The 19424-nt window shown below is 35.1% G+C and carries 16 protein-coding genes; 4 read left to right on the forward strand and 12 right to left on the reverse strand.

The window, feature by feature from the left end; all coding sequences use genetic code 11:
- Positions 1 to 44: 44 nt before the first annotated feature.
- A complete protein-coding gene (gene uvrA, locus NPX36_RS08455) occupies positions 45 to 2849 on the reverse strand; it encodes an excinuclease ABC subunit UvrA (RefSeq protein WP_257498298.1) in 2805 nt (934 codons plus the stop codon).
- A 208-nt stretch (positions 2850 to 3057) separates the two neighbouring features.
- On the opposite strand from uvrA, the gene NPX36_RS08460 reads away from it, so the two are divergent.
- On the forward strand, positions 3058 to 3642 hold the full coding sequence (locus NPX36_RS08460; protein ID WP_257498299.1) for an RNA polymerase sigma factor: 585 nt from the start codon (positions 3058 to 3060) through the stop codon (positions 3640 to 3642).
- Positions 3643 to 3864: 222 nt separating this feature from the next.
- Here NPX36_RS08460 and NPX36_RS08465 read toward each other — a convergent pair whose 3' ends face one another.
- Positions 3865 to 4524 carry an endonuclease III domain-containing protein gene (locus NPX36_RS08465; RefSeq protein WP_257498300.1) on the reverse strand — a complete coding sequence of 220 codons (660 nt, stop codon included), beginning with the start codon at positions 4522 to 4524 and terminating at the stop codon, positions 3865 to 3867.
- Between the two features lie 9 nt (positions 4525 to 4533).
- On the reverse strand, positions 4534 to 5292 hold the full coding sequence (locus NPX36_RS08470) for a DUF4919 domain-containing protein (protein ID WP_257498302.1): 759 nt from the start codon (positions 5290 to 5292) through the stop codon (positions 4534 to 4536).
- A 47-nt stretch (positions 5293 to 5339) separates the two neighbouring features.
- Here NPX36_RS08470 and bcp point away from each other — a divergent pair, with 47 nt between their 5' ends.
- On the forward strand, positions 5340 to 5792 hold the full coding sequence (gene bcp, locus NPX36_RS08475; RefSeq protein WP_257498303.1) for a thioredoxin-dependent thiol peroxidase: 453 nt from the start codon (positions 5340 to 5342) through the stop codon (positions 5790 to 5792).
- Between the two features lie 28 nt (positions 5793 to 5820).
- Here the strand turns inward: bcp and NPX36_RS08480 are convergent, their stop codons facing one another.
- From NPX36_RS08480 to NPX36_RS08495, 4 genes are all read right to left on the reverse strand, one after another.
- Positions 5821 to 6477: a suppressor of fused domain protein gene (locus NPX36_RS08480; protein ID WP_257498304.1), complete on the reverse strand. Its 657-nt coding sequence runs from the start codon at positions 6475 to 6477 to the stop codon at positions 5821 to 5823.
- A 28-nt stretch (positions 6478 to 6505) separates the two neighbouring features.
- Positions 6506 to 7321 (reverse strand): alpha/beta hydrolase, encoded by an 816-nt coding sequence (locus NPX36_RS08485; protein WP_257498305.1) that lies wholly within the window; start codon positions 7319 to 7321, stop codon positions 6506 to 6508.
- Between the two features lies 1 nt (position 7322).
- Complete coding sequence (locus tag NPX36_RS08490) at positions 7323 to 8153, reverse strand: VanW family protein (protein ID WP_257498306.1); 831 nt, start codon at positions 8151 to 8153, stop codon at positions 7323 to 7325.
- A 184-nt stretch (positions 8154 to 8337) separates the two neighbouring features.
- Entirely contained in the window at positions 8338 to 9573 is a 1236-nt protein-coding gene (locus NPX36_RS08495) for a PQQ-dependent sugar dehydrogenase (RefSeq protein ID WP_257498307.1), read from the reverse strand.
- Positions 9574 to 9781: 208 nt separating this feature from the next.
- Here NPX36_RS08495 and fabV point away from each other — a divergent pair, with 208 nt between their 5' ends.
- On the forward strand, positions 9782 to 10978 hold the full coding sequence (gene fabV / locus NPX36_RS08500) for an enoyl-ACP reductase FabV (protein WP_257498308.1): 1197 nt from the start codon (positions 9782 to 9784) through the stop codon (positions 10976 to 10978).
- 350 nt (positions 10979 to 11328) lie between these two features.
- Here fabV and NPX36_RS08505 read toward each other — a convergent pair whose 3' ends face one another.
- The 4 genes from NPX36_RS08505 to NPX36_RS08520 form a co-directional block, all read right to left on the reverse strand.
- Positions 11329 to 14505, reverse strand: a complete 3177-nt coding sequence (locus tag NPX36_RS08505) for an efflux RND transporter permease subunit (protein ID WP_257498309.1) — start codon at positions 14503 to 14505, stop codon at positions 11329 to 11331.
- A 74-nt stretch (positions 14506 to 14579) separates the two neighbouring features.
- Positions 14580 to 15638: an efflux RND transporter periplasmic adaptor subunit gene (locus NPX36_RS08510; protein WP_257498310.1), complete on the reverse strand. Its 1059-nt coding sequence runs from the start codon at positions 15636 to 15638 to the stop codon at positions 14580 to 14582.
- Between the two features lie 18 nt (positions 15639 to 15656).
- Positions 15657 to 16991, reverse strand: coding sequence for a TolC family protein (locus NPX36_RS08515; RefSeq protein WP_257498311.1), 1335 nt, complete (start codon positions 16989 to 16991; stop codon positions 15657 to 15659).
- A 6-nt stretch (positions 16992 to 16997) separates the two neighbouring features.
- Positions 16998 to 17606 (reverse strand): TetR/AcrR family transcriptional regulator, encoded by a 609-nt coding sequence (locus NPX36_RS08520; protein WP_257498312.1) that lies wholly within the window; start codon positions 17604 to 17606, stop codon positions 16998 to 17000.
- 135 nt (positions 17607 to 17741) lie between these two features.
- On the opposite strand from NPX36_RS08520, the gene NPX36_RS08525 reads away from it, so the two are divergent.
- On the forward strand, positions 17742 to 18713 hold the full coding sequence (locus NPX36_RS08525; protein WP_257498313.1) for a polyprenyl synthetase family protein: 972 nt from the start codon (positions 17742 to 17744) through the stop codon (positions 18711 to 18713).
- A 40-nt stretch (positions 18714 to 18753) separates the two neighbouring features.
- Here the strand turns inward: NPX36_RS08525 and NPX36_RS08530 are convergent, their stop codons facing one another.
- The gene (locus NPX36_RS08530) at positions 18754 to 19287 is read right to left on the reverse strand and encodes a hypothetical protein (protein WP_257498314.1); all 534 of its coding nucleotides are present in this window, start codon (positions 19285 to 19287) and stop codon (positions 18754 to 18756) included.
- Positions 19288 to 19424: the final 137 nt, after the last annotated feature.

Here is a 19424-nt window from a genome sequence, read left to right on the forward strand (position 1 = left end):
AGCAAAGCGTTTCTACTATTAACAGTGGAAACGCTTTGTTACAACTACTTCAACTTTTCTTTTAGATAGCTTCCTGTAATTGATTTTTTATTTTTTACAATTTCTTCTGGTGTACCGGTTGCTACAACAGTTCCGCCGTTTTTACCACCTTCTGGACCTATATCAATTACATAGTCGGCACATTTTATCATGTCTAAATTGTGTTCAATCACAATAATAGAATGTCCTTTTTCAATGAGTGCCTGAAATGATTGCAATAATTTCTGAATATCATGGAAATGCAAACCAGTAGTAGGTTCGTCAAAAATAAACAAAGCACGCTCTTTTACGGCTCCTTTTCCCAAAAATGTCGCTAGTTTTACGCGTTGTGCTTCCCCGCCAGATAGGGTGGAAGAGGATTGCCCCAATGCTACATATCCCAAACCAACATCCTGCAATGGCTGAATTTTCTGTGCAATTTTATCTTGATTGTGGTTTGTGAAGAATGCCATTGCTTCATCAACGGTTAAATTTAAAACGTCAAAAATACTTTTACCTTCAAATTGTACTTCTAAAACTTCTTTTTTAAAGCGTTTTCCTTTACATGCTTCGCATTCTAAATGCACATCCGCCATAAATTGCATTTCAATGGTAACCACTCCATCGCCTTTACAAACTTCGCATCGTCCTCCTTCCACATTAAAAGAGAAATGTTTGGGTTGGTAATTTCGCATTTTTGAAAGTTTTTGTTTGGCAAACAAATCGCGAATATCATCGTATGCTTTGATGTATGAGATAGGGTTTGAACGAGAACTTTTTCCTATTGGGTTTTGATCTACATATTCAATGTGTTTAATGTGCGAAAAAGAGCCTGTAATTTCATTGAATTGCCCGGGTTTTTCGCTGGTACCTATTAAGTGCTTTTCTAATGCAGGATATAATATTTTTTTTACTAGAGTAGATTTTCCGCTACCCGAAACCCCACTCACCATGGTTAAACAATCTAATGGAAACACCACATCTATGTTTTTTAAATTGTTTTCTCGTGCCCCTTTTACCTCGATAAAGTTTTTAACGGGACGGCGTTTTTTAGGAACTTTAATCTCTAAATCGCCGTTTAAATATTTTGCTGTTAATGTATCGGCTTGTAAAATCTCTTTAAAAGTTCCCTGTGCCATCAATTTTCCGCCTAAAACTCCGGCTTCGGGACCAATATCTATGATTTCATCGGCAGCTTTCATCACATCTTCGTCGTGTTCCACGATAATTACAGTATTTCCTAAATTCCGAAGGTTTTTTAAAACCTCGATCAATTTTTCTGAATCACGCGAATGGAGTCCGATACTTGGCTCGTCTAAAATATACATCGATCCCACCAAACTACTTCCTAACGATGTTGCTAGATTGATACGTTGCGACTCACCACCAGAAAGCGTAGCAGACCTGCGGTTGATGGTTAAATAATCCAAACCAACATCGCTTAAAAACTGCAAACGGTTGTTAATTTCCAACAACAATCTCTTGGCAACTTTGCTTTCAAATTCGTTTAATTTTAACGATTTAAAGAAATCACGCAACTCGTTAATTGGTAAATCAACCAAATCAGAAATGGTTTTGCCACTCACTTTTACATAGTTGGCTTCGGCACGCAATCGTTTTCCATGGCAAAGATTGCATTTGGTTTTCCCTCGATAGCGCGACAATAACACCCGATTTTGTATTTTGTAATTGTTTTCTTCTAAATCTTTAAAAAAATAGTTCAATCCCGTAAAATATGAATTTCCTTCCCAAATTAATTGCTTTTGGCTGTCGGTTAATTCATAAAAAGGTTTGTGAATTGGAAAATCGAATTTATGGGAATTGTTTACCAATTGATCGCGGTACCACGACATGCTTTCGCCTCGCCACGGATAAATGGCGTTTTCATAAACCGATAAAGCCGTATTTGGAATAACCAAATCTTCATCGATACCAATTGTGGTTCCAAAACCATCGCATTTAGGGCACGCTCCATAAGGGTTGTTAAAGCTAAACAAGTGGATATTAGGCTCTAAAAAGGTAATGCCGTCTAATTCAAATTTATTGTTAAACTCCAGCTGTTTGCCGGTTTCCAATTCATGAAGATACAATACGCCTTTGCCTTCAAAAAAAGCTGTATCTACTGCATCAGACAATCGATTGTAGAAATCTTCATCATGCCGAACCACCAAACGATCAATAATCAGCTGTATATCTTCAGATTTGATCTTTTTTGATGCAAATTCTTCAACAAATTCATCAATTCTTTTGGTTTCTTTTTTATAAAATAATCGGGCAAAACCTTGCTGCAATGCAATTTTTAATTGATCAATTAAGGTGCGTTCTTTTATTTCATATACAGGAGCAAGTAACAACCATTTTGATTCTTCATTGAAATTTTTTACTGCATCAATCACATCGGTTACGGTATGTTTTTTTACTTCATTGCCAGATATGGGAGAAAAAGTGGTACCGATTCGGGCATATAAAAGCTTTAAATAATCATAAATTTCGGTTGATGTACCAACGGTAGAACGCGCATTGGTGGTATTCACTTTTTGTTCAATCGCAACTGCAGGCGCAATACCTTTAATGTATTCCACTTTTGGTTTATTAATTCTGCCTAAAAATTGGCGCGCATACGAAGATAAGCTTTCCACATAGCGTCGTTGCCCTTCTGCATAAAGGGTGTCAAAAGCCAAGCTGGACTTGCCAGATCCCGACAAACCTGTAACTACCACCATTTTGTTTCGCGGAATTACAACATCGATATGTTTTAAATTGTGCAAATGAGCACCTTTGATTATGATATTTTGTTTTGGGTCGATTTTCGAAAAATCAGTTTTTTTCATTGCTTGTACATAAAATAACTACAAATTTACGAATTATTAAACGAAGATTATACCTTGTGAATTCACAAAAAAATCATATTTGAATGAAAGATTTTTTCTTTAAGTTTTTTTTAAGAATTATTTTTTTATATATTTGTTCTTATAACTCTAAATAAACAAGCCTATTACATATCTATACTTATAGTAAAAACCTAAAACATAAGTTAAGATGGCAAAAGAAATTTTGTCAGATGCAGTATTAGTTCAACAATACGCTTCTGGAAATGAAATGGCTTTGGCGCAATTAATAGAGCGTCACAAATCACGCATATATAGTTTTATTTTTTCAAAAGTAAAAGACCGAGATTTATCAGATGATATTTTTCAGGAAACCTTTATTAAAGTGATTAATACCATAAAAAAAGAAAATTATAACGAAGAAGGAAAGTTTTTACCTTGGGTAATGCGTATTGCGCACAACTTGATTATTGATCATTTTAGAAAACAATCTAAGGTGAAAATGCAGCGCGATCAAGAAGAATATTCCATCTTTGGAAAAATGATTGACAATCAAATGAATATCGAAGCACAGATGATTGCAGGGCAAATTGAAGATGACTTGCACTTGTTGGTTTTGAAACTACCTGAAGATCAGCAGGAAATTATTCGTTTGCGTTTATACGACGATTTAACTTTTAAAGAAATTGCCGAATTAAATGATATAAGCATCAACACTGCTTTGGGCAGAATGCGTTATGCCATTATTAATCTGCGAAAAATGATTACCAACAAACAAATAATTTTAAACGATTAAACAATAATAAATCTACTGTGGCGTTATATCATAAAAAATAAACCTTTTCTATGATAAAAAATTACAAAACCAACAGTAAACAAAAACCTAAACTTTTGCCTAAAACCAGTACTATTGACTTTATTTTAAACTATTCAAAAAGTACAAAAGCGGTAAAAAAAGGATCATTTCATTTCATAACTTTTCAAAACTGAAGAAAGGAACTATAAAAAGTTCCTTTCTTTATTGTTTATGGGTTTTAAGCAGCTCGTTAATGACCGATTTTTTACCAATTTTTTGCGTAATAAGATCTTTTTCCAATTTCCAACCGCGTGCTGGTGAATATTCGCGACCGTACCAAATCATTTGTAAATGCAGTTTATTCCAAGTATCTATCGGGAAAATTTTTTTAGCATCAATTTCGGTTTGCACTACATTTTTCCCCGAACTTAAATTCCAACGATACATTAAGCGGTGAATATGCGTATCAACAGGAAAAGCAGGCACATTAAAAGCTTGCGACATGACTACCGAAGCTGTTTTATGCCCCACTGCAGGCAATAATTCTAAGGCGTTGATATCTGCCGGAACTTCGCCATTGTATTGATCAATTAAAATTTTACTTAAACCATAAATACCTTTCGATTTCATGGGCGACAAGCCACACGGGCGTATAATGTCGGCAATTTCTTCTACCGAAAGTTTTACCATATCGTAGGGATTATCGGCTACAGCAAATAATTTTGGGGTAATTTGGTTTACGCGAACATCAGTGCATTGGGCTGATAACAAAACCGCAACCAATAAAGTATATGGATCTTTATGATCTAACGGAATAGGCACTTCGGGATACAACTTTTCTAATGTATCAATAACAAAAGCAACTTTTTCTTTTTTGGTCATAGGGGTATACTAATTGAACATTTTTGCATATAATTCAAACAAACGAGTAACATCAAAATACAAACCTTTTAATTTTCCGTTCTCTGCTAATTTTTCCTCCGTCGGTTCTTCATCAATATTTTCATCTGCATTAGAGGCTGTATTTGGATGTTTTATGGTTAAAAGATCATACGATCTGCCCTCATCATCTCTTAATAATTGCTGCCCACTGACCGGGAATTCTAAAATATTCATCATATAATATTCATGCGAAGTGGAAATAACATCCATTGCAGTAGCTTGTGAAAAACCGTTGCCAGTTTCAAGCATTGCACCTAATAATTTATCAAATAAATTGGATAGCTTTATATTTTTTTCCGAATCTCCGGTGTAATGATAAGCAGCTATTAACGCATCAAAAACGTTTAAATCTATAAATAAATCGTTCTTTAAAACTTTTTCATTATACTTGGCAATCTCTTTCCATTGTTCAGTAGAGATATTTTCTGAATTATAATAACCATTAATTTTTTCATCAATAGTATGTCTTCTGTTGACATTGTAATCGTTTTGTATAGTACTTCCGTAATATAAGTGATGAAAATCATCTACTGTTAAAGTGGTATCTAAAGCGATAAAACGCTCTTTCAAATGCTCAAAAAAATACGGACTTTTTTTGTTGGTGATTTCTTTTTCAATGGCTTTATAATCTACTTTTCTTGTAGCATTTGAAACTTGTGCAATGCTATTTAACGAAAATAATAAGGTAACTAGTGTAAATATTTTCATGTTTGTAAGGAATTTATTAGATTTAACAAATAAACAAAAAAATAATAATGAATACAATAAAAATAGGCGACAAGGCTCCTGACTTTTCAGGTGTCGATCAAAACGGATCCATCATAACATTAAATGATTTCAAAGGAAAAAAAATAGTTTTGTTTTTTTATCCAAAAGCTTCTACTCCTGGTTGCACAGCCGAAGCGTGTGATTTACAAAACAACATTGACCGCTTTATTGCTCAAAATTATCAATTGATTGGCGTGAGTGCCGATTCGCAAAAACGACAGTTAAATTTCGCTACAAAAAATAAGCTGCAATATCCGCTATTGGCCGATGAAGATAAACAGATTATCAATGCATATGGTGTTTGGGGACCAAAAAAATTTATGGGTAAAGAGTTCGACGGCATTCACAGAACTACTTTTATTATAGATGAGAAGGGTATTGTGGAAGATATTATTTATAAAGTAAAAACAAAAGAACATACCCAGCAAATATTAAAATAAAGCGTTTATTAAACGCTTTATTTTAAGTTTATTTTCTGTTTAAGTCTGTGATTAATAACGGATTATCTTCTTTTAATTTGTTGATTAATTTTTCAACTTCACTTCGTGTGGAATGAGCTTTTAAATGCTCTAATTCTTTTTGGGTAATTCCTACCATTTGTAAAAACGAAACTTCACCATGCGGCGTGTTGATTTTTCCCAATTCGGGATCTAATGTAAAAACCAAACCCACAATTTCGGTTTCGGTATTTGCTCTAATAGGGCCATTTGTGGGTATATATTGATTTTCTTCAAACCAATTACCCGAATTAAAAACATAACGCGCCAAGTTGTTCATCAAACCAATCACCCAAGTAGGTTCATCTGTATCGCCTTCAAAAGGTTTTAGTCTAAAAGTAAACTCAAATCCCCATTTGCTAAATTCTCCGTTTAAAGCTTCTTCGTTGTAATAAAGCTCCGACATTCCGTAGCTCACCAAATGTTTGTGAGGAGTTTGTTTGTTGGTATTGTAAATGCTTGCCCCATCGATAGGATCGGTGCCGCCTACCATAAAGTGAATGCCGCACAATGGACCATAATGCTTAGGTTCTTGTTGGGGATATAGCTTTTCTAATTGCTCATCTATTTGCAACCATCCCACAGCATCTTCTTCGGTGTAGATTTTTTGATATTCTTCTTTTGTCATCGTTCTATTCTAAATTATTCTTCTTCGATTATTCGTTGCCCAAAGTCCAAATCAAGGCTTTTTCCTTTGTAGCTCTAAAAATAGTGGTGTGTTGTTCTTTAGGTTCGTCTGCATAGTTCCATTTTAAATTAGTTCGATTATCCGTTTTTAGAATTTCAGCTAATTCATTGGTATAGGGTGAAATATCAGTAGCACTAGAGCCTGCAAACCACAGTTTTTTCTCGCTACCAGCTGGGATTTTAGTTAGATGTTCTTTCGCTGTCTTTACCAAATAGTGATCGTTCCACCATAAAGATGGATCAAATGCAATATAATAATCAAATAGTTCTGGTTCTAGAAAAAAAGTTTCCATTACAAAAAGCCCTGATAAGGATTCTCCCAAAATACCTTTTTTGCCCGATGTGCGGTATTTTTTTTCAATCTCGGGAAATAGTTCATCACTAATAAAAGCCCGGAATTTTTCCGAACCACCCACCACGGGAGCCACTTCTTTATCTTTTTCAACTTCAGTAACACCAGATAAATCTCTTCGACGCTCTGTATTTTCAATTCCAACCAAAATCATAGGCGGTATTTTTTTAGATTGGATGAGTTTTGCAAAAGTGTTGGCAATATGCGGAAAATCTTCTTTTATGCCACCATCCGCCATATACATTACTGGTAAACTGTCTTTGGATTGACTGTAACCTTCGGGTGTCCAAACATTAATTATTCTTTTCTCGTTAACACTTTTAGACTGAATTTCGATAGTTTCATGTGCTGGAATAGGGTCGTTTGGTTGTGTAGTTTTTGAACAATTACAAAAAAGAGCAACAATAATAAAGAGGAAATAAATTTTGTTCATTTTAGATATTTTTTAAGTTAGTGTTGATATAATTTTCAGGTTGATAAGTCACTCGGGCATAATTTTTCTTGAGAAGTTCATTTTTCAAACAATTTCCTGTTTTTTTATCAATTACCTTTCTCCAAATTTCATTTTGCCGAAAAAAGAGAGTGTCTTTTTTTAAAAACTGATGATTTTTTTCAAATATATGATACGATACACCCAAAGGATTTTTAGCTTTCAGTTCACCTTCCAAATGCGTGTCCGTAAGCCAAAGATTTAACTGAAATGTATTATCAGTATTGTTTTTTATTTGTAAGTCAACATAATTATAGAAAATTGCGGCACCACTTCCAAAGGGCAAAACCCTTCCTTCGTCGGGAAATGGATCAAACGAATGATTAGAACGCTCTGTAACTGTTAACGGACTGTGCGTTGCCAACCAATGAATCATATTTGCTATTTGACAAATACCGCCGCCAATTCCTGCTCTCGCCTTTCCGAAAGAAAGTTCCATACCCAATAAATAACCTTTCTTTTTTGTTGGTAAACCCACCAATTTGCAAAACGAGAATGTTTCTCCGGGCTTAATCACCACACCATTTAATTGTTTTAGAGCAATTCTTAAATTAGTAACTTTGTTTATTTGAAGCTCTTGGTTTCCGTCACCCAACTTTCGCAACAATACCGATTGATGTTTTTTTACTCTGTGAAAAGAGGAATCAATAGGTTTTAATTTAGAATAGGTGTTGCCGCTACAAAACCATTCAGCTTTGCGTTTTAAACGTCTAGTCCAAACTGCCAAAAAATATAAAATAGGATGCCTTTGGCTTAATAACTTTCTTTGTTTCAAAGTGCTTTTTTAATTAAGTCAATCAAATTTAAGGAATTAAATTAATTTTTTAAAAAATTTTGGTGCGGGAAGTGATTTTAAAAATTCTAAAGAAATAAACTAACTAGTAAAACTCACTTTATGCAATCATTTTTTGTTGTTCGTAATTAATTTTTAGGTATTTTTTAATAAAAAGTATGATATACTATTTTGCTTTAGATATTTTATAAATCTTACCACTATCGGTGATGGCGTATAAAGATTGATTTTGATGTCGTCCTAATACATCTCTAAAACGCTCGTTCTTATCAGCTAACAAACGTTCTTCGCCCGCTACCTTATTATTAGTAATAACCAATCGAATAATGTGTTGACCACTTAATGCGCCAAGAAATAAATTATTTTGCCATTCTGGAACAGCATTTCCTGTATAAAAATCGATACCACTAGGCGAAATAGATGGATCCCAATAATACACCGGTTGTTCCATACCTTCTTTTTGAGTAATGCCCTCACCAATTTTGCTACCATTGTATTCTAAACCATACGAAATTATTGGCCAACCGTAATTTTTACCTGCTTCGATAAAGTTTATTTCATCGCCACCCATTGCACCAAACTCTGCTTCCCACAACTGCTTGGTAACGGGATGAAAAGCCATGCCTTGAGGATTTCTATGACCATACGAATAAATTTCGGGTTTTGCAGTAGCATCAGCAACAAAAGGATTACTCGAAACAGGCTGTCCGTTTTTAGAAATTCGAACAATTTTCCCCAATGCTGAATTAAGTGCTTGTGCTTGCGGACGCGTTACTAAATCTGATCGTTCACCCGTACTTACATATAAATTGCCTGCGTCATCAAAAGCTAATCGACTGCCATAATGCAAACTGCCATCATAGGAAGGTTCTGCTCTATAAATTACCATAGGGTTTTCAATAACTTTTTCATCAGCACTCAATTTTCCTTTTGCAACTGCCGTTAAATTACCATTTCCATAAGCTTCTGAAAAAGACCAATAAATCATTCGGTTTGATGAGAATTCAGGGTCTAGAGCAACATCTAACATTCCACCCTGACCGCTGTTGTCCACATTTGGAAAGCCGTTCACTTGTGATTGTAAAATTCCATTCTCTGTGAAAATTTTCATGTATCCATTTTTATCTGTCACCAGTAAATTTCCATTGGGCATATCTACAATTGCCCAAGGTCTGCCAATATTTTCTGCAATTACTTCTACAGACAACTTTGTTTGGGTTTTAACACTACCAATGCGCGTTTGCCCTTCAAAAGCTGGTTTATAAGTTGTGTGGGGTGGTTGTGTTTCCACAGGATTCCCTAATTGAACAGTTTCATCGGTTGCCGTATTAGCATTATCATCATTGCAAGAAAAAATGCCTAACAATATGAAAACAGGTATAAAACTAAAATTCTTTCTCATAGCTTAAAAAATTAATATTTAGTATCTTTAAAGATAAGAATTATTTTTTGAACAAGTAATCAATCAAATCACTAAAAGCTATTTTTAGATGGAGCATGTATAAGAAAATGTTTTTTATGTTAAAGAAATATTGTTTTTAAAATAGGATATAAATAGCTAAATTTGGTTCATTAATTTCAACAACACATAATAATAAAATAGATTTAAAATGATTATAAAACCAAGAACAAGAGGTTTTATTTGTTTAACATCGCATCCTGATGGAACTGCTTTAAACATTAAAAACCAGATTGACTATGTGCAATCTAAAGGCACTATTGAAAACGGACCTAAGAAAGTTTTGGTAATTGGTGCATCTACCGGATTTGGAATTTCTTCGCGTATTGCAGCTGCATTTGGTTCGGGAGCGGCAACTATTGGGGTGTTTTTCGAAAAGCCTGCTGCTGAAGGTAAGCCTGGGACTGCCGGTTGGTATAATTCAGCCGCATTTGAAAAAGAAGCTCATGAGGCAGGTTTGTATGCAAAATCCATCAATGGCGATGCTTTTTCTGATGAAGTTAAACAGCAAACAATCGATTTAATTAAAAAAGATTTAGGAACAATCGATTTAGTAGTATATAGCTTGGCATCACCTCGCAGAACACATCCCAAAACAGGTGTGGCGTATGCATCCGTTTTAAAACCAATCGGACAAACTTTTTCTAACAAAACAGTTGATTTCCATACAGGCGTTGTTTCAGACATTTCTATAAATCCTATTGAAAGTCAAGAAGATATTGATAATACCATTGCTGTAATGGGTGGTGAAGATTGGAAATTTTGGATGGAAGATTTGCACAACGCTGGTGTTCTAGCAAACGGAGTGAAAACGGTTGCTTATTCATACATTGGTCCTGAACTTACTTTTCCAATTTATAGAAATGGTACTATTGGTCAGGCAAAAAATGATTTAGAAGCTACAACAACTACGATTAACAGTATTTTAAAAGATGTGAACGGAGAAGCATACGTTTCTGTAAACAAAGCTTTGGTTACTCAATCTAGCTCTGCAATTCCGGTTGTACCGTTGTATATTTCGCTTTTGTATAAGGTTATGAAAGAAAAAGGCATTCACGAAGGAACTATTGAGCAAATGTATCGTTTATTTAATGACCGATTATATACCACAGATGGCACAATACCTTTAGACAATGAAGGAAGAATTAGAGTAGATGACTGGGAAATGCGTGCAGATGTTCAGGAAGAAGTTGCTAAATTATGGAGCCAAGCTACTACTGAAAATTTAGAACAAATTTCGGATATTCAAGGATACAGAGATGACTTTTTTAATTTGTTTGGATTTAATTTTGATGCAATAGATTACGAAGCTGAAACAAATGAAATGGTCCAAGTTCCAAGTATTTAAAATAATAAAATAAATTTAAGTGCTAAGCGTAATGTTTTTAACAACATTGCGCTTTTTTATTGTTGCTGTTTTTTGGAAACTTTTTATCAACCTAACACTAAAAAAATATCAAAAAATAACATATAGACAAAAACTATAAGTAATCGTCAAGATGCATTTAATTAAATGTTTAGGTGTTATTGATTAAACTAAAGGTTTGTGTAATTGTTTTAAAAGCTGTTTTTTTTAAATTAATTTATTAAGAGCTATATCACTTAGGTTTTGTCTCATTCTAGCCATTTAATAGTATGTGTTTAAAAAAAAGAAAACGATCCATTTGAATCGTTTTCTATAAACAAACACCAAACTAACTAGCTTTGTTTTTCGCCAAATTCGTCCACATAATTTTCATTTGCTTCATAATCTGCTTCCATTAATTCAGCGTAATCTGTTTTCGGACCTCTTCTTAATCTTCTTCCGATTCCATCAAAAATAGCATATACCACCGGCACAATAATCAAGGTAAGGAATAAAGACGAAATCAATCCACCAATAATTACAATCGCCAAACCTCGATTAAAATCAGACCCGTCGCCTTGTGCCAATGCAATCGGCATCATACCAATAACCATTGCAATCGTTGTCATAAGAATAGGGCGGAAGCGGGCATGGTTTGCTGCCACTAAAGCATCATAAGTACTGTAGCCCAATTCTTTTTTATGGTTTGCAAAATCTACCAACATAATAGCGTTTTTCGCCACCAAACCAATCAACATGATAATACCTAAAATGGTAAAGATGTTTAGGGTTTCGTTGGTTAATGCTAAGAATAATAAAGCACCAATAAAAGAAAGTGGGATAGAGAATAAGATGATAAATGGTTTAGAGAAACTATCATACAAAATCACCATAACTGCATATACCAATAAAATCGAAGCTAATAAAGCGATACCTAATGTACCAAAACCTTCGTCTTGGTTTTCTTTGTTACCACCCCATTTGAAAGCAACACCTGGTTTCAATTTCAATTTAGAAAATTGTTCTTCCCATTCTGTTGCAATATCACCTTCCGATTTACCAACAACTTGTGCTTGAACAGATACTGCTGGCGATTTATCGCGGCGTTCTAATAAAGTGGGACCAGAGCCATAGCTGATATCTGCAAATTGTTCCAACTGAATGGTTTGTCCTTGTTGATTGATAAATTTTAAGCTTTTTACATCTTCCATAGTGCCGCGGCCTATTTCATCGTATCGAATGTTAATGTCATATTCGGTGTCACCTGCGCGGTATTTGGTATCGGTATTTCCGGCAAAAGCAGTCTGCATGGTCATACCCACTGTGGCTACGTTTAAGCCTAAAGCATTCATTTTATCGCGATCTAATTTCACCACAACTTCAGGGTTTCCGTCTTCAGAAGTTAAACGTACTTCGTTTGAACCTGGAATTTTTCGTAATAAGTCGGCTGCTTTTTCAGCATATTCTAATGCGTCTTTTTGGTTCGATGCAATTACGGTAAGCATTAACGGCGCTTGTTCAGCACCCATGATGCCCACTTCAACGGTTTTCACTTTTACACCAACCAATTCACGTTCCATTTCGCGTTTTAATTTGGCAGCATAAACCTTTGTTGGTTCTTTTTTCTTGTGACCGTCTTGCAGATAAATTTGTATTTCCGATTTATATTTGGTTCCAGAAGTAGTCATCATACCGTCTGAAGCTTGACCCACGGTAGTAATCATTTTTTCTATTTCCGGTTTTTTAGAAAGATACGCCTCTGCTTTTTGGGTAAGTAAATTGGTTTGCTCGATTGATGCATCTTTTGGTAATTCAAACTGTAAAAATAATTCTTCTTTATCGTTTCCAGGGAAGAAACTTCCTCCGATGTATCCTGTAAAAAGAAGTAATATTGATCCTACAAAAAGAGCCAAAGTTATTAGTAAAGTAATTAATTTATTGAACCAATGTTTTAACGACCATTCCAAAATACCTGATATTCCGTTGGTTAATTTGGTTAATCCGGCTTCAAATCCGTGCAAAATTCTACCAAAAAGCGAATTTTTACTGATGTGTGATAATTTTCCGAAACGAGAATACAACCACGGCACAACGGTAAACGAAACCAACAACGATAATAAGGTGGCGATAACTACTGTAACACAAAATTGACGTAAAATATCGGATACTAAACCGCTACTCATAGCAATTGGTAAGAATACAACCACAATAACCAACGTGATGGCTGTAACCGTGAATCCGATTTCTTTAGTACCATCAAACGCTGCGCGTACTTTGTTTTTTCCCATTTCCATGTGGCGGTGAATGTTTTCGATAACCACAATGGCATCATCCACCAAAATACCTACCACTAACGACAATCCTAAGAGCGACATTAAGTTTAAAGTATATCCAAATAATTTTAAACCAATAAACGTTGCAATTAACGACAGCGGAATGGCAAATGTTGCAATAGCGGCATCGCGCAAACTGTGTAAGAAAAACAACATGATAAAAGCTACCAATGCAACTGCAATTCCTAAATCGAGCATTACGTGGTCTGCTGCACTAATGGTATAATCAGTAGAATCGGAAGCGATTAATATGTTAACGTTTTGTTCTTTATAATCGGTTTGAACGGTTTCAATAGTTTTCTTCACCAAATCAGATACTTCCACAGCATTTGCATCAGACTGTTTGTAAACCTGCATTAAAATGGTGTTGGTTTGATTGATACGTGCAATTTTTTCCACATCTTTAATACCATCTTGCACATCGGCAATGTCGCTTAGGCGAATCATGGTTCCGGTTGGCGTGGTGAGCGGTAAATTGCGCATTTGTTCTAATGAAGTGAACTTACCAGACAAACGAATGGTGGTTTGGTTATTGCGTGTTTTAATATTTCCGGTTGGGAAATCCATGTTCGATGCTGCCAAAATTTGCTGCACTTGATTAATAGTTAACCCATAACCTGCCAGTTTTTCTGGATTGATGCTTACTTGTATTTCTCGTTCTTCACCACCCACCAAATCTACTTTTGCCACACCTGTTGTACGTGCAAAAACCGGTTGGATTTTTTGGTCTAATAAATCATACAATTCTTTTTCGGTAAGGTTTGATGTCACCGAAAGGTTCATAATGGGAACATCGTCTAATGAGAATTTGCTCAGAGCCGGTGTTTCGGCATCATCGGGCAAATCGTTTACCACCGCATTAATTTTTCTTTGCGCATCGGTAAGCAAAAAGTTTACGTCGGCACCAGTGTTTAGGGTAATCATCACCACCGAAACACTTTCCATTGATTTAGATTCAATTTTCTTTACATTTTCCAGCGAAGAAACCGCATCTTCTATCACTTTGGTAACCGATGTTTCAACTTCAGACGGAGCTGCACCAGGATAAATGGTTTGAACGGTGATTACATTCACGTCGAATTTCGGGATCAACTCATAACCTAAACTTAAGTAGGAGCCAATTCCACCCAAAAGTAATAACATGAACATCACGATGATTACACTGGGTCTTTTTATTGATATTTCAGATATTTTCATTGATATTTTTGCTTTTTAGGCGATAAGCTTTGGGCAATAAGCAAAATGCTTATGACAGACAGCTTACAGCTCATTTATTTAATGACTTTAACGGCCGTTCCGTCGGCTAAATTTATTTGTCCGGATGTGATTACTTGTGTGCCTTTTTCAATTCCTGATACCACTTCGATAGATTCACCGAAAGTTCTTCCGGCAACAACTGTGGTTAAAACGGCTTTTCCGTCTTTGTAAACAAATACTTTATTAGAACTCACAGAACCCACAAAAGCATTTCTAGGAATAATTAACACATTGGCCATTTGGCTGTTTCCAAAATAGGCATTTCCATACATACCCGCTTTTAAATCGTTGGCAGCATTGTTTTGAATTTCTAATTCTACCGGGAAATTTAAGCTGGCATCTGCCTTTGGAGCAATGAATGTAATTTTTCCTGTGAATTCTTTATCTGCCACAACTGGCGATTCCACTTTATAGCTTTGACCTAATTTTAAAGATGCAATGTTTTTTTCATCTACATTTACTTTTAATTTTAAGGTAGATACATTTACAATTTCAAACAATTCTACGCCCGGATTGGCATAAAAACCTGGCTCTACGCTTTTTTTGTTTACAATACCAGAAAAGGATGCTTTAATGTTTACATCGCCTGCAGTAAGTTGTGCGCTTTGCAAATTGTTTTTAGCGTTTACCAATTGCAGTTTCATTTGGTCTAACTGTTGTTTGGTAACACCGCCTGTTGCATAAGCACTTTCAAAGCGTGCAACTTCTGCTTTTGCATTGTTGTAAACCGCTTGCGCATTGCTAAGGTTTACGTTTTGCTGGTCTGCTTTAATAACCGCTAATGTTTGTCCGGCACTAACGCGAGATCCTTCAGAAACCAAAACGCGTGTTACTCTGCCCGGTACTTCGGTAGAAATTTTTACTTCTTGTTTAGGAACAAAAACGCCGTTTGCAATGTATTCACCGTTTACTTCTTTAAAATCTGCTGTTTCAACGCGTACTGTTACCGCATTGTTTTTTTCTGCAACAACAGCGGTTTGTGCTTCGTTTGATTTTTTGTGATTATTTAAAACGTACATAATCCCTGCTAAAGCGGCAATTATTATTACTCCTGTTATAATGACTTTTTTCATGTTTAAATGCAATTAGTTTTATTCTTCTGTTAATGATTTTAATGCTCCTTTTGCTTTAATTAGTTGTATTTCGGCTACTTTATAATCTAGTAAAGCGTTGGTGTGATTGTTTTGTGCATCGGCATATTGTGTTTCTGCGTCTAACAAGTCGGTTAAAGTTGCCAATCCAAATTTGTAGTTGTTTTCTATATTGTCTAAAACTTCTTTAGCCAAATTCACATTTTCTTTTTGAATGTTGAGTGTGATTAAAGAATTGTTTAGCTGCGTTATTGCGTTTTTTAAAGACATATCCAATCCTAAACGAACATCGCGCTTGTCTGCTTCTAAACGATCAAGGGCAACCTGTGCTTGTTTTACTTTTGCTTTTACAGATCCACCATTAAAAATAGGAATGTTTAAATTTAAACCAATCGATGAAAAGTTAGACCACGCTGCATTTGGAAGCGTTTGAAACCATGGCAGTTTTTCACCAAAACCTAAATAACCATAAGTAGCATTCATGCTTAAACTTGGATAGCCTTGTGCTTCTATTGCTTTTTTGTTTAGTGTTAATAATTCGGTTTGCTTTTCTAATAATTGAATTTCAGTTCTGTTTTCAATCGTTACAGATTCGTCCACCAGAGCGTGTTTTGTCACCTCGAAGGTGTTGTTTGGCAATTCAATATCCTGATTCATATCCATACCAATTAAATATTTCAACGCATTTTCTTGCAATTGCAATGCATTTACAAGTTGCTGGCGGGTTCCTTTTAAATTGTTCAAAGCAACCTCTGTACGGTCTAAATCAATTTTTTTTGCCAAACCATTATCAAACAAACTTTTAATAACATCGCGCACGCGGGTAGTGTTGGCAATAGTTTTATCAATAGTTTTTATCTGCGAATCGGTTTTATATGCTTCGTAATAACTGTTGGCCACTTTTTCAATAACCTGTTCTTCGGTTAATTGCGCGTTTATTTTATAAAACTCTCTGGTGGTTTTTGCAGCTTTTAAACCCGTAAAAACGGCTTGGTTAAATAATTGCTGATTCAGAGATACTGCAGCATTTGTTTGCCAAGGCAATCCAAAAGGAATCATTACAATTCCATCGCCTTGCCCGAAAAATTCTCCTGGAACAGCACTTTTTTGAATAATGGCATTGTAGGTTAGGCCTCCGTTTGCGCTGATTTGTGGTAAAGCACTTGCCCGAACTTCATCGATCTGGTATTCGCTGTTTTCCACGTCTAAACGGGCTTTCACGGCTTCGGCCTTATTTTGCAAAGCATAATTAACCGCATCTTTAAGCGTTAATTGTTCTTGTGCCTGGGCAAAGAATCCTAAAAACGCTAATAAAATCGAAACTTTATATTTCATTTGTATTTATGATTTTTGTAATAATTGTTCTAATATTTCTAATCCTTTTGGGGTTGCAATTCCCCTTATGTGGTATTCTAAAAACTTGTAGTTTAACTCGTCTATAGATTGTGTGCTTTGCAGGTTTATAAACATTTCATCGTTAAAAAATGCGGTAGAACTCGCAAAAAAGATTTTTCCAACAAAATCAATATCAATATCATTTCGGTAATACCCTTGTGCCACACCGTCGCGCAGGTTTCTTAAAATAGTGAAATCATAGTTTTCATGTTTCTTTTTTTGGATGCGTTCTGCCAGTTTTGGGTAATATTTATTAAATTGATAAATGGTGCTTGCTTTTACGTTTCCGCCAAACATATCGGCTATGCAGTTTTTCATGGCAAAATGTTCATGAATGGGCGTTTCGCAATTTCCTGCGATGCTATTCATTCTGTTTGTAGCCGATTCAAACACATAATCTACCGTTGCTTTTACCAAATCGTTTTTAGATGAAAAATGTTGGTAAATTGTTTTTTTTGATATTCCCAACTCCTTAGCAATATCATCCATAGTGACCGATTTAAAGCCGTTTTTGGTGAATAATTCTAAAGATTTTTTTAATACAGTCTCTTTCATTCGTTCAAAAAAATTTTGGCAAAGATAGAAAGGAAACTTTGAATACAAAAAAAGTTTCCAAAGTTTTTTAAAAAATTTTATTTAGTAGATTAATTAGTTTACATTTGTAAGCGCGAATCGAAGTTGATCCACTATATGAATAATTTCATTGATTATAAAAACACTGTTGCCGAATATATCAACCAAATAAACTTTAGCACAGAACCTAAGGAGCTTTATGAGCCTATAGCCTATATTGCCAATTTGGGCGGTAAGCGCTTGCGACCAATACTTACCCTTTTCTCTGCAGATATTTTCGGAGCTGCTCCAAAAGATGCCATTCATGCGGCAATTGCGATAGAAATGTTTCACAATTTTTCGTTGATACACGATGATATTATGGACGATGCTCCGTTGCGACGAGGAAAGGAAACCGTGCATGAAAAGTGGGACTTAAACACCGGGATTTTATCAGGAGATGCCATGTTGATTTTGGCTTATCAATATTTTGAAAACTATCCGCCGCCTATTTTTAAAGACTTAGCAAAACTTTTTAGCAAAACGGCTTTACAAGTTTGTGAAGGGCAGCAATTAGATATTAATTTTGAAACCCGAAACAATGTTAGTATTTCTGAGTATATCACAATGATAGAATACAAAACAGCTGTTTTGGTGGGGGCTGCATTAGAAATGGGAGCTATTGTAGCAAATTCTTCAGATAGTAATAAAAGAGCGATTTATAATTTTGGTCGCGACTTGGGAATTGCTTTTCAGCTACAAGATGATTATTTAGATGCTTTTGGCGATACTGCCACTTTTGGCAAGCAAATCGGTGGTGACATTTTAGAAAACAAAAAAACCTATTTGTACCTGAAAGCGCTAGAAAACGGAACAGATGAACAAAAAGAACAGCTTTTAAAGTGGTTTACAGACAAAGAAGGCAGCCAAGAAAAGATAGCGGCCGTTAAGGACTTGTTTGAAAAAACACAGGCAACCACTGATACACAGCAGTTAATTGAAACATATACCCAAAAAGCTTTGTTGCAATTAGAAACCTTAGAAATTCTGGAACATTTCAAAAAAGAATTAAAAGGATTTGCCTTGGCTTTAATGAGCAGAAAAGTATAAATAAAAAATCTGAAACATTTACGTTTCAGATTTTTTTTATCTAGAAGAATACTCTTATAAAGGGCATCCAAGCTTGGTTGTAAACCAAATCATTTTCATTATACAAAACATTGTATCGCACACCAACAGTCACATTTTGAGTAGTGTAACCAGCGCCTAAAAACAAAGCGGTGTTCCAAAAGTTTTGAGCTATTTTGCTAGATCCGCCGAAATCTTGCCACAGCGTATTATTTACACGTAATTGTTCCAATTCTGCTGAAAGCTGAATCATTTCTGCCGGACTATAAATTCCCAGAATATTCGCACCGTAAGAAGTACTTTCGTAAAAACCTTTCGAACGCAAATAATTAAACTGTAATCCCAAACCAGCCGAAAATTGTTCTGTAATTGGTTTTAAAGCCATAGGCGAAACTGCAATATTGGTAAAACCACTGCCAAAGCCCACGCCCAATCCACCACCAAACTGCACATCGCTAAAAAAATTCGTTTTTTTTGGTTGATACGTATCTTGCTGTGCAAATAAATTAAAAGTAGTTAGCAAACAAAAGCTTACTCCGAAGATGATTTTTTTCATGTTTTAAGTATTTTTGCTAAGATATTAAATATTCAGTTAAAACATTCTTAACGCTAAAAAATACATGATTTGTTTTGACATAAGGATTATTTTTGATTTATATATTTTTAAAAATTAAAAGCAATTAAAGATGTTTT

This window comes from Paenimyroides aestuarii (assembly GCF_024628805.1).
Classification (GTDB): domain Bacteria; phylum Bacteroidota; class Bacteroidia; order Flavobacteriales; family Flavobacteriaceae; genus Flavobacterium; species Flavobacterium aestuarii_A.